Origin of the sequence: Nocardia sp. NPDC057455 (genome assembly GCF_042802775.1) — a bacterium.
In the GTDB taxonomy this organism is placed as follows: domain Bacteria; phylum Actinomycetota; class Actinomycetes; order Mycobacteriales; family Mycobacteriaceae; genus Nocardia.
On sequence record NZ_JBHVDM010000002.1, the window covers coordinates 68,482 to 92,362 of the forward strand.

Annotated in this window: 25 protein-coding genes; 12 read left to right on the forward strand and 13 right to left on the reverse strand. The window is 69.2% G+C overall.

Annotated elements, in window-relative coordinates; all coding sequences use genetic code 11:
* Window positions 1–110 precede the first annotated feature (110 nt).
* Both ACFU5M_RS01370 and ACFU5M_RS01375 read left to right on the forward strand, forming a co-directional pair.
* Entirely contained in the window at window positions 111–485 is a 375-nt protein-coding gene (locus ACFU5M_RS01370; protein ID WP_379041966.1) for a DNA-directed RNA polymerase subunit beta, read from the forward strand.
* A 99-nt stretch (window positions 486–584) separates the two neighbouring features.
* The gene (locus tag ACFU5M_RS01375) at window positions 585–812 is read left to right on the forward strand and encodes a hypothetical protein (RefSeq protein WP_379041968.1); all 228 of its coding nucleotides are present in this window, start codon (window positions 585–587) and stop codon (window positions 810–812) included.
* 69 nt (window positions 813–881) lie between these two features.
* On the opposite strand, the gene ACFU5M_RS01380 is transcribed toward ACFU5M_RS01375, so the two are convergent.
* The 4 genes from ACFU5M_RS01380 to ACFU5M_RS01395 all read right to left on the reverse strand — a co-directional run bounded on the left by ACFU5M_RS01380 (window position 882) and on the right by ACFU5M_RS01395 (window position 6,421).
* On the reverse strand, window positions 882–2,000 hold the full coding sequence (locus ACFU5M_RS01380) for a nuclease-related domain-containing protein (RefSeq protein WP_379041970.1): 1,119 nt from the start codon (window positions 1,998–2,000) through the stop codon (window positions 882–884).
* A 128-nt stretch (window positions 2,001–2,128) separates the two neighbouring features.
* Entirely contained in the window at window positions 2,129–3,961 is a 1,833-nt protein-coding gene (locus ACFU5M_RS01385; protein WP_379041972.1) for an AMP-dependent synthetase/ligase, read from the reverse strand.
* Window positions 3,962–4,151: 190 nt separating this feature from the next.
* Complete coding sequence (locus tag ACFU5M_RS01390) at window positions 4,152–4,895, reverse strand: GTP cyclohydrolase II (RefSeq protein WP_379041974.1); 744 nt, start codon at window positions 4,893–4,895, stop codon at window positions 4,152–4,154.
* Entirely contained in the window at window positions 4,892–6,421 is a 1,530-nt protein-coding gene (locus ACFU5M_RS01395) for a PfkB family carbohydrate kinase (protein ID WP_379041976.1), read from the reverse strand. Before ACFU5M_RS01395 ends, ACFU5M_RS01390 begins: the two co-directional genes overlap by 4 nt.
* A gap of 702 nt (window positions 6,422–7,123) precedes the next feature.
* On the opposite strand from ACFU5M_RS01395, the gene ACFU5M_RS01400 reads away from it, so the two are divergent.
* Window positions 7,124–7,501 (forward strand): hypothetical protein, encoded by a 378-nt coding sequence (locus ACFU5M_RS01400; protein ID WP_379041978.1) that lies wholly within the window; start codon window positions 7,124–7,126, stop codon window positions 7,499–7,501.
* A gap of 12 nt (window positions 7,502–7,513) precedes the next feature.
* On the opposite strand, the gene ACFU5M_RS01405 is transcribed toward ACFU5M_RS01400, so the two are convergent.
* From ACFU5M_RS01405 to ACFU5M_RS01415, 3 genes are read right to left on the reverse strand one after another with little or no spacing between them, the layout of a single operon-like run.
* Entirely contained in the window at window positions 7,514–8,590 is a 1,077-nt protein-coding gene (locus ACFU5M_RS01405) for a quinone-dependent dihydroorotate dehydrogenase (protein ID WP_379041980.1), read from the reverse strand.
* 4 nt (window positions 8,591–8,594) lie between these two features.
* The gene (locus ACFU5M_RS01410) at window positions 8,595–8,894 is read right to left on the reverse strand and encodes a DUF5703 family protein (RefSeq protein ID WP_379041982.1); all 300 of its coding nucleotides are present in this window, start codon (window positions 8,892–8,894) and stop codon (window positions 8,595–8,597) included.
* Window positions 8,894–9,907, reverse strand: coding sequence for a hypothetical protein (locus tag ACFU5M_RS01415; RefSeq protein WP_379041984.1), 1,014 nt, complete (start codon window positions 9,905–9,907; stop codon window positions 8,894–8,896). Before ACFU5M_RS01415 ends, ACFU5M_RS01410 begins: the two co-directional genes overlap by 1 nt.
* 152 nt (window positions 9,908–10,059) lie before the next feature.
* On the opposite strand from ACFU5M_RS01415, the gene ACFU5M_RS01420 reads away from it, so the two are divergent.
* From ACFU5M_RS01420 to ACFU5M_RS01435, 4 genes are read left to right on the forward strand one after another with little or no spacing between them, the layout of a single operon-like run.
* Window positions 10,060–10,416 (forward strand): hypothetical protein, encoded by a 357-nt coding sequence (locus ACFU5M_RS01420; protein WP_379041986.1) that lies wholly within the window; start codon window positions 10,060–10,062, stop codon window positions 10,414–10,416.
* A 6-nt stretch (window positions 10,417–10,422) separates the two neighbouring features.
* Window positions 10,423–10,956 carry a hypothetical protein gene (locus ACFU5M_RS01425; protein WP_379041988.1) on the forward strand — a complete coding sequence of 178 codons (534 nt, stop codon included), beginning with the start codon at window positions 10,423–10,425 and terminating at the stop codon, window positions 10,954–10,956.
* 16 nt (window positions 10,957–10,972) lie between these two features.
* Window positions 10,973–13,066: an MMPL family transporter gene (locus ACFU5M_RS01430; RefSeq protein WP_379041990.1), complete on the forward strand. Its 2,094-nt coding sequence runs from the start codon at window positions 10,973–10,975 to the stop codon at window positions 13,064–13,066.
* Between the two features lie 56 nt (window positions 13,067–13,122).
* Window positions 13,123–13,254: a hypothetical protein gene (locus ACFU5M_RS01435; RefSeq protein WP_379041992.1), complete on the forward strand. Its 132-nt coding sequence runs from the start codon at window positions 13,123–13,125 to the stop codon at window positions 13,252–13,254.
* On the opposite strand, the gene ACFU5M_RS01440 is transcribed toward ACFU5M_RS01435, so the two are convergent.
* The 6 genes from ACFU5M_RS01440 to ACFU5M_RS01465 form a co-directional block, all read right to left on the reverse strand.
* Window positions 13,247–13,831, reverse strand: coding sequence for an isochorismatase family protein (locus tag ACFU5M_RS01440; RefSeq protein WP_379041994.1), 585 nt, complete (start codon window positions 13,829–13,831; stop codon window positions 13,247–13,249). The two genes, ACFU5M_RS01435 and ACFU5M_RS01440, sit on opposite strands and share 8 nt — an antisense overlap.
* Window positions 13,832–13,941: 110 nt before the next feature.
* Window positions 13,942–15,225 (reverse strand): MFS transporter, encoded by a 1,284-nt coding sequence (locus ACFU5M_RS01445; RefSeq protein WP_379041996.1) that lies wholly within the window; start codon window positions 15,223–15,225, stop codon window positions 13,942–13,944.
* Between the two features lie 503 nt (window positions 15,226–15,728).
* Window positions 15,729–16,562 carry a heme ABC transporter ATP-binding protein gene (locus ACFU5M_RS01450; protein WP_379041998.1) on the reverse strand — a complete coding sequence of 278 codons (834 nt, stop codon included), beginning with the start codon at window positions 16,560–16,562 and terminating at the stop codon, window positions 15,729–15,731.
* Window positions 16,563–16,653: 91 nt separating this feature from the next.
* On the reverse strand, window positions 16,654–17,748 hold the full coding sequence (locus tag ACFU5M_RS01455) for a FecCD family ABC transporter permease (protein ID WP_379042000.1): 1,095 nt from the start codon (window positions 17,746–17,748) through the stop codon (window positions 16,654–16,656).
* Window positions 17,745–18,803 carry a hemin ABC transporter substrate-binding protein gene (locus ACFU5M_RS01460; RefSeq protein WP_379042002.1) on the reverse strand — a complete coding sequence of 353 codons (1,059 nt, stop codon included), beginning with the start codon at window positions 18,801–18,803 and terminating at the stop codon, window positions 17,745–17,747. The genes ACFU5M_RS01455 and ACFU5M_RS01460 overlap by 4 nt, the downstream gene beginning before the upstream one ends.
* Before the next feature lie 20 nt (window positions 18,804–18,823).
* On the reverse strand, window positions 18,824–19,783 hold the full coding sequence (locus tag ACFU5M_RS01465) for an aldo/keto reductase (RefSeq protein WP_379042004.1): 960 nt from the start codon (window positions 19,781–19,783) through the stop codon (window positions 18,824–18,826).
* A gap of 288 nt (window positions 19,784–20,071) precedes the next feature.
* Between ACFU5M_RS01465 and ACFU5M_RS01470 the strand changes: the two genes are divergently transcribed.
* The 5 genes from ACFU5M_RS01470 (at window position 20,072) to ACFU5M_RS01490 (ending at window position 23,752) form a co-directional block, all read left to right on the forward strand.
* Window positions 20,072–21,001, forward strand: coding sequence for an undecaprenyl-diphosphate phosphatase (locus ACFU5M_RS01470; protein WP_379042121.1), 930 nt, complete (start codon window positions 20,072–20,074; stop codon window positions 20,999–21,001).
* A gap of 16 nt (window positions 21,002–21,017) precedes the next feature.
* Window positions 21,018–21,776 carry a histidine phosphatase family protein gene (locus tag ACFU5M_RS01475; protein ID WP_379042006.1) on the forward strand — a complete coding sequence of 253 codons (759 nt, stop codon included), beginning with the start codon at window positions 21,018–21,020 and terminating at the stop codon, window positions 21,774–21,776.
* A gap of 73 nt (window positions 21,777–21,849) precedes the next feature.
* Window positions 21,850–22,434 (forward strand): DUF3090 domain-containing protein, encoded by a 585-nt coding sequence (locus ACFU5M_RS01480; protein ID WP_039798216.1) that lies wholly within the window; start codon window positions 21,850–21,852, stop codon window positions 22,432–22,434.
* Window positions 22,435–22,438: 4 nt separating this feature from the next.
* Window positions 22,439–23,248: an SCO1664 family protein gene (locus ACFU5M_RS01485; protein WP_379042009.1), complete on the forward strand. Its 810-nt coding sequence runs from the start codon at window positions 22,439–22,441 to the stop codon at window positions 23,246–23,248.
* An 81-nt stretch (window positions 23,249–23,329) separates the two neighbouring features.
* Complete coding sequence (locus tag ACFU5M_RS01490; RefSeq protein ID WP_379042011.1) at window positions 23,330–23,752, forward strand: hypothetical protein; 423 nt, start codon at window positions 23,330–23,332, stop codon at window positions 23,750–23,752.
* Window positions 23,753–23,881: the final 129 nt, after the last annotated feature.

Genomic DNA, 23,881 nt, shown 5'->3' on the forward strand with positions numbered 1-23,881 from the left:
GCCGGATATCATTCGGGGACACACCACTGTCCCGGTGCGCCTACTACCGGCAAGTGTGCGACCTGCCCGCGGAGGTAGATCCACCTCAGGTGGGCCGCATCGTGCTACGTATGGGAGTGGCGTGGGCGGTGATCATGCCCGCCACGCTGGGCCAGGATGTGAAGCTTTGGATGCAGCGGCACCATTGCGGGGTCGGGCCGATCATGTCGCATCCCCGGTCGAAACGGTGGACGTATTTGACGCAGCCCGACCTGCCGGATGACATCATGCTGTTCGCGGAGATGTTCAGGCTCGACGTCTCGTTGGTGCGCGCCGGCGGAACCGTGGCGCTGCCGAGTCCGGCCGATCGGGGGACTACCTTCCGTGCATGGGTCGTTCGCCCCGACAGCGCTTTTCGTCCCTCGGGAAGCGTCGTGGTGGCAGCTATCCGTGGATGCGTAGCGGAGCGAGTTGCACGACGGAAGCGAGGCTTCACGCATGCCTGAAAGGTGTCGCAGGGCACGGAAGGTTTCGGCGCACTACGGGATCGCCGCCCGCGGACTCCGGGAGGCCGATACGCGCGACGCGGCGAAGGAGCGGCGGCGGTGAACGGCGCTGAGCGCCGTGGGTCTCCGCTCCCGTCCGAGCCGGATGTCCGCTTGTCGGTGTTCTGGCACGGCGCCCGGATGGATTTCGTCGCGTGCGTCACCGCAGCGTGCCTGTTCGTCCAGGAGTGGCGTGCCCGGCATTGGCACGACGCGGTCGAAGTGTCGATGGACGACACCGACGGATATCCGCGATTGCCCTGCGAGCGACTGTATTTGGAGCCGTGAGAATTACGGATGGGAGACGCTGACATCATTGCTGTTCGACGACCATCGGACCGGCTCGCCGAACTCGGGTCAGCAGTTGGGCTGGAAGGGGTAGCAACCCCGCGGCGCGGCAGGCGCGGGCAGGGGCGCTTCGGCGGGCGGTGGAGGCGGTGGCGTCACCGGCGGTTCCTCGATGACCGACTGGGTGACTTCGTTGCCGGTCTGCTGGGGTTCGGCGGTGTCGGTGCGGGTCTGTGCGAGTACCCACACTCCGCCGACGATCACCGCGACCACCGCGGCGGCCGCGAGTGCTCGAATGCCGTGGCTGCGGCGACTCGACGCCGCGGCGGTGCGCACCGTAGTGATGGGCTCATCCGGGTGGTCCACGGCGTCGGTGGCGAAGCGACCGGTATCGACCGGCCGGTCCACGGCCGGTGATGCCGGAGGAGCGGAAGGGCGCGCAGGCGGCAGTGGCGTGACGGGAGACGGGTCAGCCGCCACTGGGCGCCGGGTGCGGGTCACGGGCGCGTCCTGCCGTGAAGACGGTTCAGAGGCGACGCTCTTCGGCTGCGAGCGCTCAGGGGTGAAACCTTCGGCGACGAGCTGCGCGAGGGTGACCTCCTCGCCGTAGCCGAGTGCGGTGAGCAGCGTGTGGACTCGTTCGGCGGTCCATGACGTTTCGCGGCGGCCGGCGCGGTGGAAGTAGGCGCGCAGACTGCTGAGATCGGCGAGGCGGACCTCGCAGCCTTTCGGTTTCGGGCCGCCCCATTCGAGGGTGACCGGGTATCGGTCGTACGGCACCACCAGCACCAGCCCGGCGATGAACTCATCGATTCCGGCCTTTTCCGCGCAGGCCTTCAGATTGTAGAAGCCGTCGCTCACTTGGCCGATCGGATTCTTGTCGCCCTTGCGCACATGTACGGGTTCTTCGTCGGTGCCCGACAGGCGCCAGCGGCTGTTGGTGGAGCAGGACAGTACGCCGCTGACGCGGGGAAGCATGCCCTTGACCTCGATAACCAGGCAGGTCTGTGGGGTGATCACCACCAGGTCGGCCTCTTGGCCGTCACCGGAGTTGCTGCGGTCGGGGACGTAGCAGCCCGAGATGGCGATGCCGGTGATCTTGTATCCGTCGTTCCAGCTTTGCATCCACTCGACCACCATCCGTTCGGTGGGCGGGATCCCGGTCCGGCCGGCGTTCGATACGAGCATCGCCTCACCCCTCCTCGCGCGTCGGCGCCGTAGGCGAAACGGCACTCCCTCAACGGTATCCTCGGGTGCCGACACACAAGACTGTGGCCCCGGGCGTGATGCCCAGGGCCACAGCGCTTTCGGCTGGTCTACTTGACGCTGATCACGCCGGTGGAGGGCTCCTTGGCGTAGAGCGCCTCGATCTCGGACTGGTACTTGGCCGAGATGGGGGCGCGCTTGAGCGACATCTTCGGGGTCAGCTCGTCGCCGCCGGGCTCCCAGACGGCGCCGAGGATGGTGAAGCGTTTGATCTGCTCGACGCGGGAGAGTTTGGCGTTGCCGGCCTGGACCGCCGCGAGTACCTCGTCGATGATCTGTTGGCGGGTGGCCAGGGTGGGGATGTCCTCGCCGGTGGCGTCGAGTTCCTTGGCGCGGATGGCGGCGACATCGGGGTCGAGCACGATCAGGGCGGCGATGTAGGGCTTGGCGTCACCGATGGCGACGACTTGGCCGATCAGCGAGGAGGCTGCCTTGACCGAGTTCTCGATGTTGGTGGGGGCGATGTTCTTGCCCGCCTCGTTGATGATCAGTTCCTTCTTGCGGTCCACGATCCGCAGGTAACCGTCGGCGTCGAGGGTGCCGATATCACCGGTGTGCAGCCAGCCGTCGGAATCGATGGCGTCGGCGGTCTTGTCGGGCATGTTGCGGTAGCCGCGGGTGACGATCGGGCCGCGCACCAGCACCTCGCCGTCGGCGTCCAGTCGCAGTTCCATGCCGTCGACCGCGCGTCCGACCGAGCCGGGGCGGGGCTTGTCCAGCTCGGTGTAGGTGCCCACGCCGGTGGTCTCCGACATGCCCCACACCTCGCTGACGGTGAAGCCGAGGCCGAGGAAGTATTCCAGGGTCTCCGGCGGGATGGGGGCGGCGCCGGAGGAGGCGACGCGCAGCTGATCCAGCCCGAGGGCGTGGCGCAGCTTGGACAGCACCAGCGTCTCGGCGATCTTGTGCTGCGCACCGAGCAGGGGACCACGGCCTTTGCCTGCCAGATCGGCGCGAGCTGCGGCGATTCCGGTGCCGATCGCCCAATTGGCCAGCGCCTTCTTCACCGGGCTCGGTTCTTCGGCGAGTTTGCCCTCCACCCCGGCCTTGATCTTCTGCCAGACCCGCGGGACGCCGAAGAAGATGGTCGGGCGCGCGTCGGGCAGGGCTGCGGCGACCTCGCGCGGGTCGGGCACGGTGGTGATCTGGATGCCGGTGAGCAGGTTGATCGCGTGGCCGGAGATCCGGTCGGCGACGTGCGCGGCGGGCAGGTAGGACACCGCGCGGTCGTCCAGACCGACCTGCAGCGGGCCGTTGACCAGGGCGATGATCTGGGCGAGCACGTTGCGGTGGGTGATCTCCACGCCCTTGGACGGGCCGGTGGTGCCGGAGGTGTAGATCAGGGTGGCCAGGTCGTCGGCGCCGACAGCCTGCCAGGCGGCGTCGAAATCGAAGTCGGCGGCGGGCGCGGCCTCGACCTGTTCGAGGGTGACGGCGCCCTCGGCGGGGCTGTCGACCATGATGATGTGCTCGACCGGCACCCCGGCCGCGGTGATCCGGTCGAGGAAGACTTGCTCGGTCACGACGACTTTGTTGCCCGCGTTGGTGAACAGGTGGGTGATCTGCTCGGGGGAGCTGGTGTTGTAGATGGAGAAGGGGGTGGCGCCCACGTGCAACGCGGCGGTGTCGATCAGATTGAACTCGGGGCGGTTGGTGAGCATGATGCCGACGGTGTCACCATGGCCGACGCCGAGTCCGGCCAGGCCCGCGGCGATCGAGCGCACCCGTTCGGCGTACTCGCGCCAGGTGTACTCCTGCGTGCCGCCCACCTTGCGCAAGGCGATCTGGTCGGGACGCAGCCGTGCGGTCTCCTGGAATGCGGCGGGGACGGTGTACACCGTCTTGCCCGACTGGTGCGCGTATCCGATTTCTGTTGTCGTCATATCCCTGTTCCCGATAGCGCTGGTGTGAACCGGGCGCCGGTATCCGCCGGCGCACGATCCGAGACTCGAATCCCGACACGGTGCGGCGAATGCACTGTCAGTCCCTCACGAGTCGGCGCGCCACATGTGGCGCGGCTCACTCATGGTAGCCACAGGAGGGAAGCGAGGTGGGGCAAACTTCAACAATCCTTCAGGCACCGATCAGATCCGGCGCGGAGCCGGGCCCTGGACGCGGGCGGAGGTTTTCCCCGGGTGTGATCACCACCGGGTCGATCGCCGACGCCTCGTCGTCCCCCCGCGACGCGCCGTCGGGCTCGTCGAGTGCCCACGGTGCGGCATCGGTCGGGATCCAGTGCTTGCGCCTGGTGCGCTTGGCCTCCAGATACTCACGGGCCCGCTCGCTGAGCGCCCGCGTTCGCAACGGCACCGGGGTGACCTGCAACCCCTCCTGCCGCAGAGCCTCCACCTTGGCGGGATTGTTGGTCAACAACTGCACCGAACGCAATCCGAGATCTGCCAGCGCTCGAGCGGTGGTGACGTAGGTGCGGGCATCGGCGGGGTAGCCGAGGGCCTCGTAACTGGTGAAGGTGTCCGCGCCGGAACGCTCGCTTTCCCGATAACCCAGCGCCTTGGCGATCAGCCCCGCCCCGCGTCCCTCCTGCTCCAGGTAGACCAGCACCCCGGCGCCCGCGGCCTGGATGAGATCGAGCGCCTTGTCCAGCTCCGGCCCGCAGTCGCAATCCTGCGAACGCAGCGCCTCCCCATACAGGCAGCGTGAGTGCACCCGCACCAGGCAGCCGTCGGCGACCGCGCCGAACAGCAGCAGGTGCCCCCGCTCACCGTCCCCGTTCAACTCCACCACCCGAATGCGCAGATCTTGCCCGTTGCGACGAAACCGATGCTCGGTGTCAGCAGGATCCACAACGTTGGTCAATGCTCCTCCGTAGCGAGTTTGAAAATTCGCTCGACCTCACTCACCAGTGGCATTGCCCCGGGGACGTCCCCGATCGATTGCGTCGCCACCATTGCGGCGGTCGCCCAGACGTAGTCGTTGCGTGCGGCGGGGCGGCGCGTCGAAACGAGACGATATACCAGGGCGGCGGAGAAGGCAGCGTGAGCGCCGACCGAGTCCTGCAGTGCCGTGGGAAACGGCCGGAAACTGTCGCTGACCTGGTCCGACCACACCGCACACCGGAAATCCTGGATCGCACAGACCGCGCCGACCCCGAGCGCGCGCAGCCGGGTGGCGGTCTGTTCCCCGTCCGGCGTCGCGCCGTCGGAGGCCATAGCCAGCGCCCGCAGGTCCTTGTCACCGCCGACGAGGTAATCCACCACACCCAGATGCCGGAACAGATATTGCGGCCGATCCAGCCGCGGCGCGGGGTGCACGACCACCAGCGGCCGGTCGGGCAGTCCACGCAACTGCCCCATGACCTGCTCGATGACGCCGGTGGGTTGTTCGAAGGTCAGCAGCACCGCATCCGAGGCGGCGAGCGCCGAGCGGATCGCGTCGCTGCGCAGATCCTGCGCGCTCAACCGGATTCGCTCGTCCTTGCAGCCGATCGTGCTCGCCGCGCCGGTGCCCGCCACGATCACCGCGGTCACCGGCGTCGGGGCGTAGGGCACCACTTTGACCAGTTCGGTCTCGACGCGTTCGCTGCGCAGATATTCCAGGATGCGGCCCCCGGCCTCGTCGTCGCCGACCGCCGAGATCAACCGCACCCGCAACCCCAGCCGGGCCGCGGCGACAGCGCGGGTGAGTCCCTTGCCACCGGGATGTTGCCGATAGCTGCCGCGCGCGGTGCCGCCCGGGCCCGGTATCCGATCGACCACATACATGTGGTCGATGACCGCGTCGCCGATCACGGTGACCACACCGCGGTCGTCTACCGAATCGCGCTCGGCGACAGTGGTTTCCGAAGAAGCGCCGAAGTCGACGACGTGCGCGCCGTCGAACACCGAGGCGGTGGCCAGCCGCGCGGCCAGCTCGGTGAACGCGCGGCGCTCGGGAGACCCGCGCAGCGAACGCACCGTCAACGTATCCGGAATCGGCTGCGCCGCAAGGGCTTCGTGCAACACCCCCCACTGCTCGGCGAGATACTCCCGCCGCTCACCCAGATCCGGGGCGTAGAGCCGGCCGGGATCGACACCGGCCGGCGGGTTTTCGCGCAGCAGACCCAGCGACAGTTCCACATCGACGACGAGCCGGTCGGTGGGATCCAACCGTGCAGCCAGATCGCGCACCAGCGGCAGCACCGCCTCTTCCCGGTCGATGCCCGCGCGCCGCGCGTACTGCCGCACGGCCAGCAGATCCAGCAGGGGCGCGACGTCGATTTCGGTGCTGCGCAACCGATCCGAACTCAAGCCCGAGCGTTTGCACAACCGGGTGAGGATATTGCGAACGGCAACCATCCCCGAGTCCTGCGCGACCATGGCGATGCCACCCTCCTCAATCGGCACAACGCGGGGCGTCGCGCGCATGTTGGCCACGCAAATCGGGTTTAGCCAGCGGGCAAATTGTCAATTACCAAATTACATCGGCAATTGCGCTCGGGGAACGGCAAATGCCACACTGGAAGTGGCGATCCCCATCGCACCACCAGGCAATCGGGAGGGCTGGTGATGAGAATGATTCTTCAGATACGGCAGCCGCGACGGCGACGGCGACACCGTCCCGCCGGATCCGGTACCGAGTCGGTGCCGAAGCCGGTGAGGGACTGAACGAGCCGCCGCAGACCCCACGCGAGAACGCACCCGTCATCGCCCCGGCACGCCGGTATGCGAATCACGCGCCTCAGCGGGCCCGGCCACTCGGCGCACCTACGCGGCTTGTATCCCGGACCGGACCGTAGGCGCGGCGCGCCCCACCGCGACAAGACCGCACATACCCGCATCGACGCGCAGCCGAGCCTTCGGCCACCGGCTCGCCCGCGGCTGCGGTTCCCCCGGCCGCCGCACTCGGCCGGACAACCCCCCGGACCACCCGGCCCGGCGGCCAGAGGTCCTCGGCCCGGGCGCACACCACGCCCGCGGGCCGGCGCAATGCACGGTGCGGCGCATCCACCGCGCCACACCAGCGGAGGCACGACGAGAGGCATTCGTGTTCATCGAACTCAGCACCCTGGAGCCGGCCTCACTCCACCTGTCGCACCGGAGACCGCGATGACCATCCACACCACCGAATGGACGATGACCAGCGACATAACCCCGGAATCGGCCTACCGCGACACCGACGCAACCGACAGCTGGCGGCTGAGCTGGCTACCGGACCGGCGGCTGACCCGCAGTCAGGCACTGGCCGGGATGTCGCTGGACGAACTGCTCAGCGACCCGCACGTCGTACACGACCGCATGACCCAGGCTCGCGTCGAGGTCTACGCCGACCAGCTCGGCATCTTGCGCGATCACGCGGTGATCCTGCTGGCCAAGGCCATGGCGGCGCGTCTGGGCCGAGAACTGGGAGCGAAGGGAGATCCGGCACCGCCGGGGCGCGGCACCCGGCGCGCCCGCACTCCCGAACCACCGTTCGTGCACGGCTGAGCCGCGCTGATGTCAGGCGTGCGCTTCGTGCTCCGCGCCGACGGCCTCACCGATGCTGCCGTACCCTCCGGCGCGCAACCGCTGCGCCAGGCCACGATGGATCCTGCGCATCCAGAACGGGCCGCCGTAGATGAACCCGGTGTAGCCCTGCAACAGCGTCGCCCCGGCGAGAATGCGCTCCCACGCCTGGTCGACGGTTTCGATGCCACCGACCGAGATCAGCACCAGACGATCACCGACCCGCCGGTACAGCCGCCGCAGCACCTGCAGCGAACGGTCGGCGACCGGCGGGCCGGACAGACCACCCGCACCCATGGCGGCCACCTCGGCGGCATCGGTGCGCAGACCGTCGCGGCGGATGGTGGTGTTGGTGGCCACGATGCCCGCCAACCCGAGTTCGACGGCCAGGTCGGCAACCGCGTCGATGTCCTCGTCGGACAGATCCGGCGCGATCTTCACCAGCACCGGCACCCGCACACTGTCCAGCACCGCCCGCAGCAGCGGGCGCAGCGATTCGACCGCCTGCAGATCACGCAGGCCCGGCGTGTTGGGAGAGCTGACGTTGACCACGACGAAATCGGCCAGCGGCCCCAGCAGCGCGGCGCTGAGGGCGTAGTCCTCGGCCGCGGCCTGCGGCTCGACCACCTTCGTCTTGCCGATGTTCGCGCCGATCGGCACCCCGCCGCGGCGTGCGCGAAGGCGCTCGGCGGCCACGGCCGCGCCGTGGTTGTTGAATCCCATCCGGTTGATCAGGGCGCGGTCGGCCGGCAGCCGGAACAGCCGCGGCGCGGGATTGCCCGGCTGCGCCTGCGCGGTCACGGTCCCGATCTCGGCGAAACCGAACCCCAGCGGCGCCCAGGCGTCGACGCCGTCGGCGTTCTTGTCGAAACCGGCGGCCAAGCCCAGCGGCGCGGGGAACTCGACCCCGAACGCCTCGGCGCTCAGGATCGGATCACGGGTGACGAAGATCTTGCTCATCGCCCAGCGCAGCGGCGCGAGCGAGGCGGCCGACCGCATGACCGCGAAGGCGAGATGATGGATGCGTTCCGGCGCGACCAGGAACATCACTCGGAGTAGCAGGGCGTACATCGGCTCACATTCCGGGTTCGGGCTGGGGTAGTAGGGCGGATTTTCGCCGCCGCAGCAGCACCCGCCTGCTGCCGTCGGTGTAGGCGCGCACCCGCGAGAGTTCCCAGCCACCGAACTCGGCCTGGATCGCCAGCCGCATGGACGCGGTCACCCGGTTGACATCCGGCGGCAGCCGCAACGGCACGTACTCGTAGTCGTCGCTGGTGGTTTCCCAGCCCGCGGGCAGCGCGCGCCCGCGCCCCCGATGCGCTGCCGGATCAGCAGGTGCCGCGGAATCATCGCCCGCGCGTGGTGTCCGAGCCATCACTGCCCTCTCTTCCGATCGGCCGCACCGATCCGTTGCAGACCGTCGCCGGTCGCGGACCCTACGAACAGATCTCCGGTGCGTTGCTCGACGGCCACCGCGTTCGGCTGCCGGACGGTGGCGTAACGGCCCACTTCCTTCGGTATACCAGTCGAGAGGTCGAATCCGACGACCTCGTTGCGCTGCGTGCACGTCACCCACACGGTGTCGGACCGTTGATCGTAGGCAAGTGCGTAAGGCGAAGATCCTACCGGGAAACGCTGCCGCAACACGAGTGGTCCGGCGGTGTAGACCAGCAGTTCGCCGTCCGCGGTGTCGGTGACCACGAACCGCCCGCGCGTGTCGCCGATCAGCCGCGTGGCCCCGTCACCGGCTCGCAGCGCCAGCCCGGGCCGCTGTTCGCTCAGGTCGACCTGGAAGATCGCGCTCTGATGCCGGTCGAGCACCGTGAGCTTGCCATCGGCTTCGGCGAGTTCGTCGGCGGAGACGAGCCCGGACACGGTGCTGGTCACCTTCCCCTCGGGCGTCAACTCCTGCACCCGGCCGTCGGCGGTGCCGACCAGCAACCCGCCATCTCGGCGTGCGCGCACCGACCGGACGTCGCCCTCGACGGTCACCGCGGCGATCGCGCCGGTAGCGAGGTCCACCCGCAGCACCCGGCCCGGCGCGGCCACCAGCATCTCACCCGGCCTGCCCGGAGTCAGACCGCTCGCGCGCTCGGGCAATGTCACCGTACGCGCCACCGGCTGGGCGGCGGCCGGGTCGAAAACGGTCACGACGTTGCCGTCCAGGCCGGCCAGTAACCCGCCCGCAGAATCGGCTGCCAGCTCGGCGAGCGGCCCGGCGGGCAGCACCTGCCCGGCCGGAGGTGTCGTCACCGGGGGCGCGGAGGCCGCCGTGGCCGGCTCTCTGGTCGGCAGGTCGGGTCCGCCGGTGCCGGAGGAGCATCCGGCCGTCAGCACCAGCACCGCCACACCCGCGAATGCCGAGACGAGCCAGGGGTGAGGGCGCATCCACCGAACTCCTTCTACCGACGAATCTTCCGCAACCTCACCATCTGACCATGATGACGCAACCGGCCGACCGACCGGGGTTGGCCTCGAGCACAATGTCGGTGACCGGGGTTACGGTGGAGACCCCACCGTCCGATATAGGGAGAACCGGGTTGAAAGCCGACCATTCGTCGGGATTTGCCATCGACGACATCACCGTCGGCGCCTACGCGCACGGCTTCGGCACCACCGCCGACGGCCACCCCTTCGCGTTCCGCACCATCCGCGCCACCCTGACACTGGAGATCTACCGCCGCGATCTCGACAACGCCGTGCCCGGCCCGGAGGACGTGCTCGCGGTCGCCGAAGCCACGGTCACCGACATCGACCTCGACGACGAACGCAGTGTCGTCGCGCTGGTGCGGGATATGATCCCCGACGCCGCGACGATCGACGCCGCCGCGGAACGGGACGTCACGACCGTGCGTGCCCTGCTGGGCCGGCTCAGCTCCGTCATCGAAGGTATGTAGGAAGTGATGACCCACACACGACTCGCCCGCTCCGCGTTCGCCGCGGCGGGCCTGCTGCTGGCGGTAGCCGCCGCCGCATGCGACAGCGGAACCGACGAGGCCGCGGTCGAGGCCGCCCGCTCCTCGGCCAACGCCTCGCTGTCGTCCTCGATCGCCGCCTCCTCCAGCGCCGCCCATCCGCCGCTGCCGACGGCCGCCGACCTGGACGCCCAGATCAAGCGGGCGCTGGACCCGGGGCTGCCCGACAGTGAACGCACCGCCCTCATCGAGGACGGGGAATCCTTCCGCCAAGCCATCCCCGACATGTACAAGGCGCTGCAGGACAACCCGCGCGCCGTCTACGGCGTGACCGACCCGGTATTCGACAACCACGACGGCACGCTGACGGCCACCATGCGCCTGGACAAGGACGGCACCGGCACCGCGGTCCGCACCACCGTCGTGCACTTCGTGCTCGTCGACGGCAAGTGGAAGATCTCGCGCACCGACCTGTGCGGCATCCTGCGCTCGGCCGACTACCGCACCCCGGCTTGCGGCTGACCGGGCTCGCCACGCGATGCGCCGTTCCGGATCACTGCGGTGGGGGCGGTTCGTCCACCGCAACCGCTTCCTCGTCCTGGCCTTCTTCGTGCTGTTCGTCCTGGTCTCCGGCTGGTACGGCCGTGATCTCGCCGGGCGGCTGACCCAGGAGGGGTGGTTCGACGAGAGCAGCGAATCGGTGGCCGCCGCCGAACTGGCCGACCGCACCTTCGGCCGCGACACCGACAGCGACCTGATCCTGCTCTACACCGCCCCCGACGGCGCCACCGTCGACGACCCGGCCGTGCGCGGCCCGGTCACCGCGCAGCTGGCCGGACTGCTGGCGGCCTATCCCGATCGCATCCAGAAGATCGACAGCTACTGGGACAGCCCCTTCTCCGCCCAAGCCACCGACACCACCCACACCCACGCCTTCGCCAGCGTCGGATTGCGCGGCTCGGGCACCGCGACGGTCGAGAACTACTCGGCGATCAAGGACCATCTCGGCGCCGGACGCGCCGGCGGCGGCCCCGGCGGCACGACCGTGCAACTGGCCGGGTTGCAACCGATCGTCGAAGGCATCAACACCGGAATGCAGCGCGATATCCGGCGCGCGGAGATGATCGCCCTGCCGCTGGTGGCGATCCTGCTGTATTTCGTGTTCGGCGGCGTGATCGGGGCACTGCTACCGGTACTCATCGGCGGCATGACGATCCTGGGCACCCAGGGCGGGCTGCGGGCACTGACCGATCACATCGAGGTCAACGTCTTCGCCAGCGCCGTGATGACCCTCGTCAGTCTGGGCCTGGCGATCGACTACGGCCTGTTCACCGTCACCCGCTTCCGCGAAGAACTCGCCGCGGGCCACACCGTCGAAGAGGCCACCGCCCGCACCGTCGCCACCGCAGGACGCACCGTGCTGTTCTCGGCGGCCATCATCGCCCTCAGCCTCGGCGCCCTGTTCATCTTCCCCAACGGGGTACTGCGCTCGGTGCCGCTGGGCGGCATCAGCTCGGTCATGCTCGCGGCACTGCTGTCGGTGACCGCGTTGCCCGCCGCGTTGAGCATCGCCGGACACCGCATCGACTTCCTGGGCTGGCAACGATTCTCCCGCAGCAAGACCGAAGCGCAGATCGACGCCGGATTCTTCTCCCGCCTGGCACTGGGGGCGATGCGCCGCCCCTGGGCGGTGGCCGTGCCGATCGTGCTCGCCCTGCTGGCACTGAGCATCCCGATGCGCCACATCGAATTCGGCGGACTCAGCGAACGGTATCTGGCCGACGACAACCCGGCGCGAGTCGCGCAGGAACGTTTCGACGCCCTGTTTCCCAGCTTCCGCACCGAACCGCTGAAACTGGTGGTGGTCGGCGCCGACGCACGGCAACTGAGCGACATCCGCTACACCGCCAACCAGATCCCCGGCCTGACCGGGCGCTTCGAGCCCGCCGCGCCCACCACCGACGGCATCAATGTGCTCGCCGCCGGACTAACCGACAAACGCGACGCCGACCGTGTGATCGCCGCGCTGCGCGCCATCCCCGATCCACCGGGAGTGCAGGTGATGGTCGCCGGTGTGCCCGCCCTGGAACGCGACAGCATCAACGGACTGCTCGACGGCCTGCCCCTGCTGCTGGCCCTTCTGGTCGCCGCGGCGCTGGCGCTGATGTACGCGGCGTTCCGCTCCCTGGTGCTCGCGCTGAAGGCCGTCGCGATGAGCGCCCTCAGCCTCGTATCCACCCTCGGCGTGCTGACCTGGGTGTTCGTCGAGGGGCACGGCGCGGGGATTTTCCATTTCACGCCCGGACCGTTGATGTTCGCGGTACTGGCGCTCATCGTGACGGTGGTGTTCGGGCTGTCCACCGACTACGAGGTGTTCCTGCTGTCGCGGGTGTCGGAAGCACGCACCGCCGGCGCGGACGCACCCGAGGCCATCCGCTACGGCATCGCCCACACCGGCGGCGTCATCACCTCCGCCGCCGCGATCCTCATCGTCGTCACCGGCGCTTTCGGGTTCTCGGATCTGGTGCTGATGAAATACATCGCCTACGGCATGATCGCAGCCCTGATCCTGGACGCCACCGTCATCCGCATGCTGCTGACACCCGCGGTGCTCAAACTCATCTGGCGATAACGCCCGTCCGACTGACCTTTCTGCCGCCCACCGATATCCCGTTGATGATCGCGGCCATGCGAGTGTTGGGTGTCGGTGTGATCATCGCCTTCATCGTCGTCTCTGTGCTCTTCCGGGCACTCGACCCCGACGAGGCCACCTCGACCCCGACGAGGACGGCTGATCCCGGCGGTCCGGGTGTCAGTTGAGGGTCCGGGCAAGCATTTCGATGATCTCGGTGGTGTGACCGGTCTGGCCGAGGAGTGGGAAGATCCGTTCGATGCTGTTGCGGTGCGCGCGCACATCCAGGTCCGCCATGGCGTCCGTCGCGAGTGTGACGTGGTAGCCGTGTTCGTGGGCGGCACGGGCGGTCGACTCCACGCCGATGCTGGTGGTGAGCCCGGCCAGCACGATCTGTGTGACACCACGGCGGCGTAGTTGCAGGTCGAGGTCGGTGCCGTGGAAAGCACCCCAGGTGCGCTTGGTGACTGTGATGTCGTCAGGGTGGCCGGCGAGGTCATCGACGATGACATCCCAGCCTTCGGGCAAGCCACCGGGCCGGCTCGGGATCTCGCTGCGTCCTGGAGCGGCATCCGATCCGTCCGCGCGGGCCGTGACCCGCACCAGGACGACCGGGGCGCGGTGTTCGTGGAAGGCGCGGGCCAATTCCACCGCCCTGGCCACCACCTCGGAGCCGGTATAGGGAACCGTGGGAGCGTTGATGATGGCGTTCTGCAAGTCGATGAGGACCAGCGCGCTGGAGGAGTCGAGTGCGGTGACAGTCATGAATGGTGCCTTTCTGCATCGGCGGCTCGGCCGCGATGTCCGATGTGTGACTCGGGGCCAGTTCTGGTTGTGGTCGCGTGGCTTGTATGTGAAAGGGGTTGACTGCTGCGCTATTCGGCTTGGCGCGAGCCGCCCGCCGCCTGTGGTCGGGCCGGAGCTGTAGCGACCGCAAGCTCGGATGTGAGTGGGGAATCCTGGCGGCGCGGTAGCAGCAGCGGGCTGGCCAGGATCAGCAGTCCTGCGATCGTGATAGCCGTGCGTGGGCTGGTGGCGTCGGCGAGCAGTCCGCCCAACGCGCTGAGAATGGCGATGGCGGCGCTGCTGCTGATCGACCAAGCCGTCAGGGTGCGGGCGATACGGTCTTCGGGTGTGTGCTCGAGTCGATAGGTGGCCAGTACCGGGTTGTACAGGCTCATGCTGAGGATGATCGCTAGCTCGACAGCGATCACTGTCGCGAGGCCGGCGACACCGGGCTGGACGAAGGCCAGGCCGATCAGCCAGACCGCGCGCAGCGTGCCCACTGTGCGGAGGATCCGGTGTCGGCCGTACCGGGCCACGACACGGCCGGCAAGGTGTGAGCCGATGAGCCCGCCGACGCAAGGGACGGCGAAGGCGAGGCCGTACTGCCAGGGCGGGAATCCGAGCTGACCGAGCAGAAGCACCGCCAACAGCGGCTCGGTGGCCATGATCAGTCCGCTGACGAGCAACTGGTTGAGGTAGAGCGCCCGTAGGCCGGGATGAGCCAGCAGGTGCCGCCAGCCGTCGAGCAACTCACCGGCCCGGAGCTGACGCTTGCCGGTTCGCTGCGGGTGTTGTTCTCGGTCGCGAATCGCTGTGACCCCCAGGGCCGACAACAGGTAGCTCAGCGCGTCCACCACCACCGTGGTGACCGGTCCGAACAGGCCGACCACCGCCCCGCCCAGTGGTGGCCCGATGGCGATGGAGCTCCACGTCGTCGACTCGAACCGCGCGTTGGCCACGAGCAGATCCTCCGGCCGGACGACGGCCTTGAGGTAGGCGCCGCCGGCCGCATTGAAGGCGATCTTGGCCGCGGCGACCACGGCCGAGACGACCATCAACTGGGCGAACCCGAGCCGGCCGAAAGCGTAGGCGACCGGGATCGACAGCATGACCGCGAACCGGACCAGGTCCATCGTGATCATCACCGGCCGCTTGCGGCGAAACTCCACCCACGGCCCGAGTGGCAACGCGATCAGCGCGCCCACTGCCGGCCCCACCGCTGACAGCACGGACACCTGAACGGGGCTCGCGTGCAACACCAGCACGGCGATCAGCGGTAACGCACCGAACCCCAGCCCGGAGCCATAGGCGCTGACTGCGTAGGACGCCCACAACCATCCGAACTGCCTACCCAGCGATCGTCCGGCCACCACGCTGCGTACCTCCCGCTCCAAACCTCGCTGTCGACGGCAGTGATCAAAGCAAGGCCGAGAAGCCGGAATCAAACAACCGGCCGGCGGCAAGCCACAACCGTAAGTTGTGCGGAAAGGCTCTGCTGCTTGCAATCTCAACGCCGTGCGCACACCATCGCCGCTGCGGTCGCCGGCCGGTTTCAGGAAGCTGCCGGGGCGCTGGCGATCACTGCGATAAGCCAACCCGCGACATCGGCACTCTCACCAGCGAAAAGCGCCGTATCCGTTCTATTCGGCGCACACAGCCCGGGCCCCGAACGAGTAGCCGGAGGAGCAGGACATCGCCGACAGCGCCGATCGCCGGGTCCGGCGCACCAGGGCCTTGCTGCACCGGGCGCTGATCGGCGGGCAGACGTGGTCACCGCTCTGCGACTCGATCCGAACACCGGCCACCGGCGCACACCGCGCCGCGGCGTGCACAGCGACGACCACACTCCGCGCGGCCGGTAGCCGACCTGCGCGGGTCAGCGGCGGACGGGAAGCACCAGTTGCGCCCCGGTCACCGGGTGGTCGAGAACTTCCACCGGATGCTGGTAGACACGCGTGAGCAGGTCGGTGGTCAGCACCGCCCGAGGCGGCCCATCCGCGGCGATGCGACCGGCGTCCAGCACAGCGACCCGATCGGCGTAGGCGGCCGCGATACCCAGGTCGTGCAGGACGACGACCACCGCCGCGCCGTCGGCCGCACGAGCGGCGGCCAAACGCAACACGGCTTCCTGATGGCCGAGGTCCAAGGCGGCGGTCGGCTCGTCCAACAGCAGGGTGGCGGTGTCCTGCGCCAGCACGCGGGCCAACGCGACCCGGGCGCGTTCACCGCCGGACAGGGTCGGAAAAGAGCGGGTGGCGAGGTGTTCGACGTCGGTGGCGGCCATCGCGGCGGCGATCTGTTGCTCGTCGAGTTCGCGGCGCTCGGTGCGCACCCAGGGCGCGCGGCCCATCGCCACCACTTCACGCGCGGTGAAAGGGAACCCGAGGGTGTGGGTCTGCGGCAACACCGCCCGCCGCCGGGCCATGTCCAACGTCGTCCAGTGCGCCAACGGCCGCCCGTCGAGTTCCACCGCTCCCGCACCTGGCGCCAATTCTCCCGCCAGCGCCGCCAGCAACGTCGACTTACCCGCCCCATTGGGCCCCACCAAAGCCACGACCTGCCCCGCGACCGCTTCGAAGTCGATACCCTCGAGCACCCGCCGCGCCTGCCCCCCACTACGCCGCTGCACACTCACCCCCGCCGCCCGCACCGTCACATCCCCCCGCTGCGGCCACCCCGGCAACTCATGCACCGTCCGCAACAACCTCACCCCACACCTCCCGGCCACGAGTGGCACACCATCGAGCAGGCTTCTCGGCGTCTCCCGCAGCCATGTGCCACTCGACGAACGAAACGCAGGCTCATGCCCAGCCTCCCGAACGGGCTCGGGTGCGGCGCAGCAGCCAGAAGAAGACGGGGCCGCCGATCAGGGAGGTGAGCATGCCCAACGGGAGGTCGGCGTTGTCGACCAGGGAACGGGCGGTGACGTCGGCGGCCAACAGGACCACCGCGCCGACGATGGCGCTCAGCGGAATCAGCACCCGGTGGGCGGGACCGACCAGCATCCGCACCAGGTGCGGGACGATCAGCCCGACGAACAGGATGATGCCGGTGAACGCGACACCGGCGGCGGCCAGCACCGCCACCACCACGATCACATCGCGCCGCAAACGCTCCACGTCGACACCCAGATGACGGGCCGCCGACTCCCCGAGCGCCAGCAGATCCAGCCGCGGCGCCAGCACCACCGCCGCGGCGACACCGACCGCGGTCAGCGGCGCCACCACACCCACCGACTCCCAGGTCGCCCCGTTGAGCGAACCCAACTGCCAGAACACGATCTGATCGCGTGCGGCGGGGGAGGCCACGAACAGCAGCAGCGCGATCAACCCACCCGCGAACGCGTTGATCGCGACACCGGTGAGCACCAACGTGACCACCTCGGTGCGGCCGCCAGAGCGCGCCAGCAGATACACCAGCGACGTCGTCGCCAGCCCCGCGACGAACGCCGCCGCGGCCACCGACCAGGCCGCCACGAACGCCCCGCCCACCACGATGACCGTGCCCGCGCCGACCGCCGCACCCGCCGACACCCCGATCACCCCCGGCTCGGCCAGCGGGTTGGCGAACACACCCTGCAACAACGCACCCGCTGTCGCCAGCGCCGCACCCACCAGCATCGCCAGCACCACCCGAGGAAACCGCACCTCCCACAGCGTCACCTCACCCGAGGGATGCGCGGGCATCGGCCCGAGGTCCAGCCCGATCCGGTGCAGCACGCTGCCCGCCACCTCCGCCGGCGTCGTCGGCACCTGCCCGATCGCCGCCGACGCCAATGCCAGCGCCACCAGCCCGGCCACCGCGACCGCGAACACCAGCAGCACCCGCGAGCGACTGCGCGACTTCGGCAAGGGCGTCACCGGCGGCCGCGCCGCTTCGGTCCGCGAAACGCTCATGCGTGCCCGGTGCCGTACACCGCCGCACTCAGCGCCGCGATCACCCGGCCGGTGTTGGGGCCGAAACTCAGCAGCACCGCATCGGACATGTCCACCACCCGCCGGTCGCGCCCGGCCGGGGTCTGCGCGATACCGGGCACCTTCTGCAACCCCTCCACACCACCGACGGACTTCAACCCGTCCGACATCACCAGCAGCACATCCGGCGCCGCACCGATCATCGCCTCACTGGTGATCGCGGTGAACGGCTCCCTCAACCCCGCGACCGCACCGGCGTCGCGCGCGCCCAGCGCCGCGATCAACGCATCCGCCCCCGACCCGGGCCCGGCGAGCATCGTGATCGCAGTGGACCGCAGATACAGGAACGCGATGGTCAACCGCGGATCCCGAGCGGGCACCGCGGCACTCGCCGCGGCGATCTCGTCGCGGGTGCGCTGCGCCAGCGCCTGCCCCCGCTCCGGCACCCCCAACGCGCCCGCGACCGCCTCGATCTGCGGTCCCACCCCGGCCATCGTGCGCTCGGGATCGAAATAGACCACCGTGACACCGGCCGCGCGCAACTGCTCACGCACCGCGGGCGCGGCGCTGGTGGTATCGGTCAAGAACACCGACGGCCGCATCGCCAGCACCGACTCCACATTCAGCGACCCGTTTCCCCCCGCCACGTTCGGCACCTCCCGCACCGCGGGAAACGCCGCCGACGTGCTGCGCCCGACCAGCCTGGGCCCCAATCCCAGCGCGTACACGATCTGGGCGAGGGTGCCGTAGCGGTCCACGGCGATGACGCGGGAGGCATCGGTGACGGTCACCTCGGCACCGTCGAACGACCGCACCGTCACCGGCAACGCGGGCGTGGGCTCCGGCCCGATCGGCACCGGATCCAGATCGGTCAGCGTCGCCGTCGTCGGCCCGTGCCCGCCGTGCGAGGAACCGGCGTCGGTGGCACACGCGACCGACCCGGCCAGCAGGCTCGCCACGAACAGGGCCGCGACCGTACGCAACCACCCCGCTCGGACTCGGTTCCCCCGCCCACCCCCGGTCACTGCAGTGCTCATGCAGGCAAGGCTAATCTGTGTCACTCGGCGCGTGCACTGACGTCGTCGAGGGCCGCGGCGATCGCCCGCGGCAGTTCCAAGGTCTCGGCGGCCAGCACGCCGGTGAGCTGCCCGATGTCGCGGGCGCCGACGATCATGCTGGCGATGCCGGGCCGGTCCCGGATCCAGGCCAACGCCACCGCCAGCGGCGAGGTGCCCAGCCCGTCCGCGGCGGTCACCAGCGCGTCCACCACCCGGGTCGCGCGCTCGTCGAGACCACTGCGGATCTCCGCCGCGGTCGCCTCGTCGGCGCCCCGGGAGTCGGCGGGAACCCCGTCGCGGTACTTGCCGGTCAAGATGCCGCCCGCCAACGGCGCCGAGGCGATCACCCCGACCCCGTGAAACCGCGCCGCCGGCACGACGTCGGCTTCGGCACTGCGCGCCAGCAGCGAATAAGGGGTCTGCGCCGCGGTCACCGGCGCCACCGCGGCCAGGCTGGCCAGCTGCCAGGCGCCGAACCCGCGCACCCCCGCATACCGCACCCGGCCCGAGCGCACCGCCTGCTCCAGCGTCGAGGCGACCTCCTCCAGCGGCGTGCGCGGATCCCACACCGCCACGTTCCAGATATCGAGGTGATCGGTGCCCAATTCCAGCAGCGTGCGATCCAGTTGCCGCAGCAGCGCCCGCCGCGACGTGTCCACCGTGACCTGCGCGGGCACCGGCACCCCCGCCGGGGGAAACCCCCACGGCGCGGTGCCCGCGCAACCGCTGAGCACCAGCTCGTCGCGCGAGACCAGATCACCGAGCAACTCGGCCAGGATGCGCTGCGCGGCCCCGCCCGCATAGGCGGGGGAGGTGTCCACCAGCGTGCCGCCCGCCTCGACGAACGCCACCAACTGGCCCGCGGCGTCTTCGGCGTCGGTGTGCGAACCCCAGGTATGGGTCGCCAGGCCCATCCGCGACACCCGCAGGCCGCTACGGCCCACCGTCCGCTGTTCCATCACCGTGTCCGCGCATTCGTCACGGCGCCAAGCCTAGAGTGTGGATACGCGACCGGGCGCCCACCAGCACAGTGGGTCGCGCGTCGGTGCGCGGGAACCCGCCACTGTCGCGAACTCGCGCGGTGGCCGTAGCGCAACAGCCGGGCACGCCGCCGCGATCTCGACACTGTACTGTCGCTGCGAGATTGGGGCGGCAGTCGTGCAGAAGCGACCGACCGCCGCACCAATGCCCAGGTAGGAACCCGTATTTCGGGCGGAAGTGGAGGATGGTTCGTGGTTGGCGAGTCGATGACCTGGGTGCAGGCCTTGGTACTGGGCTTGGTGCAGGGGCTCACGGAGTTCCTGCCGGTCTCCTCCTCGGCGCATCTGCGCATCGTGTCGTCGGTCTTCTTCGGCGACGACGCGGGCGCCTCGTTCACCGCGGTCACCCAGCTGGGCACCGAGGCCGCGGTGCTGGTGTTCTTCGCCAAGGACATCTGGCGGATCGTGTTGGCCTGGTTCGCGGGCGTGCGTGAGCGGGTCAGCACACGCGGTCGCCAGGAACTCCCGCTGCACGATCAGCCCACCACGAGACTTCCGGTCATCACCGCCGACCACACGCGCGTTCTCGACGAACAGGCCCAGCGCGAACTCGATTATCGCATCGGCTGGTATGTGATCATCGCCACCATCCCCATCGGTGTGCTGGGGTTCCTGTTCAAAGACGAGATCCGCACCGGCGCCCGCAATCTGTGGCTGGTGTCGTTCATGCTGATCTTCTTCGCCCTGGTCATCGCCGCCGGTGAGCACTTCGGCCGCAAGGAACGCTCCATCGAGCAATTGACCACCCGCGACGGCTTGGCCATGGGTTTCGCGCAATCCCTGGCCTTGATCCCCGGCGTCTCCCGTTCGGGAGCGACCTCGACCGCGGGCCTGTTCCTGGGCTTGGAGCGCGAAGCGGCCGTACGGTTTTCGTTCCTGCTGGCCATCCCCGCCGTCACCGCATCGGGCCTGTTCAGCCTGCCGGACGCGTTCGAACCCGCTGGTGAGGGACTCAACGCCAGCGGGCCGCAACTACTGGTGGCCACCGCGCTGGCATTCGTGGTCGGCTACGCGTCGGTGGCGTGGCTGTTGCGTTTCGTGGCACGGCATTCGCTGTACTGGTTCGTCGGCTACCGCATCGTGCTGGGCGCGATCATCATGGGACTGCTGGCGGGCGGGGTGGTCTCGGCGACATGATCGCTAGGCTGGCCGCATGACGGTGATCCTGTTGCGGCACGGTGTGTCGACTTCGAACACCGCCCGCACCCTGGCCGGTCGCAGCACCGGCGTCGAGCTCACCGAGCGCGGCGAGGAGCAGGCGAGAGCCGTGGCCGAACGACTGGCCGGGCTGCCGATCGAACGCATCGTGCACTCCCCGCTGCTGCGCTGTCAGCGCACGGTCGCACCGCTGGCGGAAAAGTTCGGACTGGAACCGGTATTCGACGACCGGCTGCTCGAGGTGGACTACGGCGAGTGGACCGGCCGCCCCATCGCCGAACTGCTCGAGGAACCGCTGTGGAAGGTCGTGCAGCGGCATGCCTCCGGTGCGGTGTTCCCCAGCGGTGAGGGCCTGGCGCAGGTGCAGGCGCGCGCGGTGGCCGCGATCCGCGACCACGACCGCGCCCTGGCCGAGCAGCACGGCCGCGACGCACTGTGGGTCGCGTGCACGCACGGGGACGTGATCAAGTCGGTCCTCGCCGACGCGCTTGGCATCCATCTCGACGGCTTCCAGCGCATCATGGTCGAGCCCGCCTCGATCAGCGTCGTGCGCTACACCCCGACCGCGCCCTACGTGTGGCGGCTCAACGACACCGGCGCCGACCTGTCCGCCCTCGCCGCCGCCGGCGCGCAACGCCCGGCAGCGGCCTCGGGAGCACCGGGACCGCAGACCTCCGGGCCGGTCCCCGGTGGCGAACTCGGCCCCACCGGCAGTGCGGATAATGGGAATGCGGAGCGCCGAGATTCCTTGTAAACAACCGACCGGTCGTTGTATGGAATCCCCGCACCGCGGGTAGTCGATCAGGGTCACGTATCAGGAGGTGCATGTGTCACGCGCAATCCATGTATTCCGCACCCCCGATCGTTTCGTCGCCGGGACCGTCGGTGAGCCGGGCGATCGCGCGTTCTATCTGCAGGCGGTGCAGGAGCCGCGCGTGGTCAGCGTGCTGCTGGAAAAGCAGCAGGTGAAGGTGCTCGCCGACCGGATGGGTCTGCTGCTGGACGAGGTCGCGCGCCGCTTCGGCGCGGAAGTGCCCCCGCAAGCCGAGGACGTCAGCGACAACGCCCCCCTGGTCACCCCGATCGACGCGGAATTCCGCGTCGGCACCATGGGCCTGGGCTGGGACGCCGACGCGGGCGCGGTGGTGGTGGAACTACTGGCGATCACCGAGACCGAGGTCGACGAGTCGGTGGTGCTCGACGACACCGAAGAGGGCCCCGACGCGGTGCGGGTGTTCCTCACCCCGATCCAAGCCCGCGAATTCGCGCTGCGCTCCACCCGGGTGATCGCCGCGGGCCGCCCGCCCTGCCCACTGTGCGGGGAACCGCTCTCGGCGCGCGGGCACATGTGCGTGCGCACCAACGGCTACAAGCGCGGTGACATCTTCGGCGCGGCCGAACTAGAGGAGTGATTCGGTGGCCGAGACCGGGGACGGATTCCACAGCGGCGAGCTGACGGTGATCGGGCGGGTGAGCACCGCCAGCAACGTGACCCTGGTCTGCGAGGTGACCGGCACCGCCATCGACGGCGCACCGCTGCGCGTGGTCTACAAACCGATCCGCGGCGAACGACCACTGTGGGACTTCCCCGACGGCACCCTCGCCGGGCGTGAAGTGGCCTCGTATCTGATCTCCGAGGCGATCGGCTGGGGCGTGATTCCCGAAACCATTCTGCGCGAAGGCCCTTTCGGTCCCGGCATGGTGCAGCGCTGGGTCGTCGGCGTGGACAACCACACCGACCGCGGCGACCGCCTGGACCTGATCGACCTGTGCCCCGCGGGCACGGTGCCCGAGGGATTCCGCGAGGTGCTGCGCGCGGTGGACGACGTGGGCAACGAGGTGTCGCTGATCCACGCCGACGATCCGCGCCTGCAGCGCATGGCGGTACTGGACGTGCTGCTCAACAACGCCGACCGTAAGGGCGGGCACGCGCTGGAAGGGCTGGACGGGCAGGTCTACGGCGTCGACCACGGCATCTGCCTGCATGCCGAGTACAAACTGCGCACCGTGTTGTGGGGCTGGGCCGGTCAACCCCTCGGCGACGGCCTGATCGCGGACATCACCGCGTTCGCCAAACAGCTGCCGGGCGCGTTCGCCGACACCCTCAGCGCGCACATCACCGACGCCGAGATCGACGCACTGATCGAACGCACTCAGCAACTGCTCGACGAACCGGTCATGCCGGTGCCGCGCACCTCCCGCCCCATTCCGTGGCCCGCCTTCTGATTGCCCGGCCGACGCCACGGCGAACGGATTCCTGGCACAGTTGAAGCTTCGAACACTCGGCGCGACGACCAGGAGGACGCGATGTCCCACTCCACTCCGGACCGGGCGGCACCGGCGGTGCGGATCGTCATCGGCGCGCCCACCTACCGCATCGCGCTGCACTACGTGCACCTCTACGACAAGAAGCCGTATCCCGACACCGACCTGCACCTCTACGACAACGGCGTCTACTGGCTGAGCTCTGCGGGGGAGAACCACTTCGGCGTCTACGTCCTCACCGAGGGCTCGGTGGACTCCGGGCGATTCACCATGCGATTCATCTCTTTGCCTTCCGCGGACTGGGGCGATACGGTCGCTTACCACGAACTCGAGTTCGACGTCGCCCGCGGCACATTCACCCAGCTCGCCCTCGCCGACACCGATCCCGACATCCCCGAGCTGGACGGCACGTTCGCGATCACGCCCAACACGATCATCGATCCCACCCGCCGCACCGACGGCTGATTCAGCGAAACCGAAATCATTGACATCTCACATTTTGCGGGAAGACGCAGGTCGCGGCTGGCGAACGCACCGGCCGGAGGGTCGCGGGCACCGGGCCGGGGACCGATGATCTCCACCACACCTCTACCC

What these genes read in the sequence shown, in the direction of transcription:
- ACFU5M_RS01475 (WP_379042006.1), top strand. Translation starts at nt 21,018, where the DNA reads ATGACGGTGATCCTGTTGCGGCACGGTGTGTCGACTTCGAACACCGCC.
- ACFU5M_RS01405 (WP_379041980.1), bottom strand. Translation starts at nt 8,590, where the DNA reads ATGTACGCCCTGCTACTCCGAGTGATGTTCCTGGTCGCGCCGGAACGC.
- ACFU5M_RS01380 (WP_379041970.1), bottom strand. Translation starts at nt 2,000, where the DNA reads ATGCTCGTATCGAACGCCGGCCGGACCGGGATCCCGCCCACCGAACGG.
- ACFU5M_RS01440 (WP_379041994.1), bottom strand. Translation starts at nt 13,831, where the DNA reads ATGACTGTCACCGCACTCGACTCCTCCAGCGCGCTGGTCCTCATCGAC.
- ACFU5M_RS01435 (WP_379041992.1), top strand. Translation starts at nt 13,123, where the DNA reads ATGCGAGTGTTGGGTGTCGGTGTGATCATCGCCTTCATCGTCGTCTCT.
- ACFU5M_RS01430 (WP_379041990.1), top strand. Translation starts at nt 10,973, where the DNA reads ATGCGCCGTTCCGGATCACTGCGGTGGGGGCGGTTCGTCCACCGCAAC.
- ACFU5M_RS01410 (WP_379041982.1), bottom strand. Translation starts at nt 8,894, where the DNA reads ATGGCTCGGACACCACGCGCGGGCGATGATTCCGCGGCACCTGCTGAT.
- ACFU5M_RS01460 (WP_379042002.1), bottom strand. Translation starts at nt 18,803, where the DNA reads ATGAGCACTGCAGTGACCGGGGGTGGGCGGGGGAACCGAGTCCGAGCG.
- ACFU5M_RS01490 (WP_379042011.1), top strand. Translation starts at nt 23,330, where the DNA reads ATGTCCCACTCCACTCCGGACCGGGCGGCACCGGCGGTGCGGATCGTC.
- ACFU5M_RS01385 (WP_379041972.1), bottom strand. Translation starts at nt 3,961, where the DNA reads ATGACGACAACAGAAATCGGATACGCGCACCAGTCGGGCAAGACGGTG.
- ACFU5M_RS01370 (WP_379041966.1), top strand. Translation starts at nt 111, where the DNA reads ATGGGAGTGGCGTGGGCGGTGATCATGCCCGCCACGCTGGGCCAGGAT.
- ACFU5M_RS01415 (WP_379041984.1), bottom strand. Translation starts at nt 9,907, where the DNA reads ATGCGCCCTCACCCCTGGCTCGTCTCGGCATTCGCGGGTGTGGCGGTG.
- ACFU5M_RS01425 (WP_379041988.1), top strand. Translation starts at nt 10,423, where the DNA reads ATGACCCACACACGACTCGCCCGCTCCGCGTTCGCCGCGGCGGGCCTG.
- ACFU5M_RS01465 (WP_379042004.1), bottom strand. Translation starts at nt 19,783, where the DNA reads ATGGAACAGCGGACGGTGGGCCGTAGCGGCCTGCGGGTGTCGCGGATG.
- ACFU5M_RS01470 (WP_379042121.1), top strand. Translation starts at nt 20,072, where the DNA reads ATGACCTGGGTGCAGGCCTTGGTACTGGGCTTGGTGCAGGGGCTCACG.
- ACFU5M_RS01400 (WP_379041978.1), top strand. Translation starts at nt 7,124, where the DNA reads ATGACCATCCACACCACCGAATGGACGATGACCAGCGACATAACCCCG.
- ACFU5M_RS01455 (WP_379042000.1), bottom strand. Translation starts at nt 17,748, where the DNA reads ATGAGCGTTTCGCGGACCGAAGCGGCGCGGCCGCCGGTGACGCCCTTG.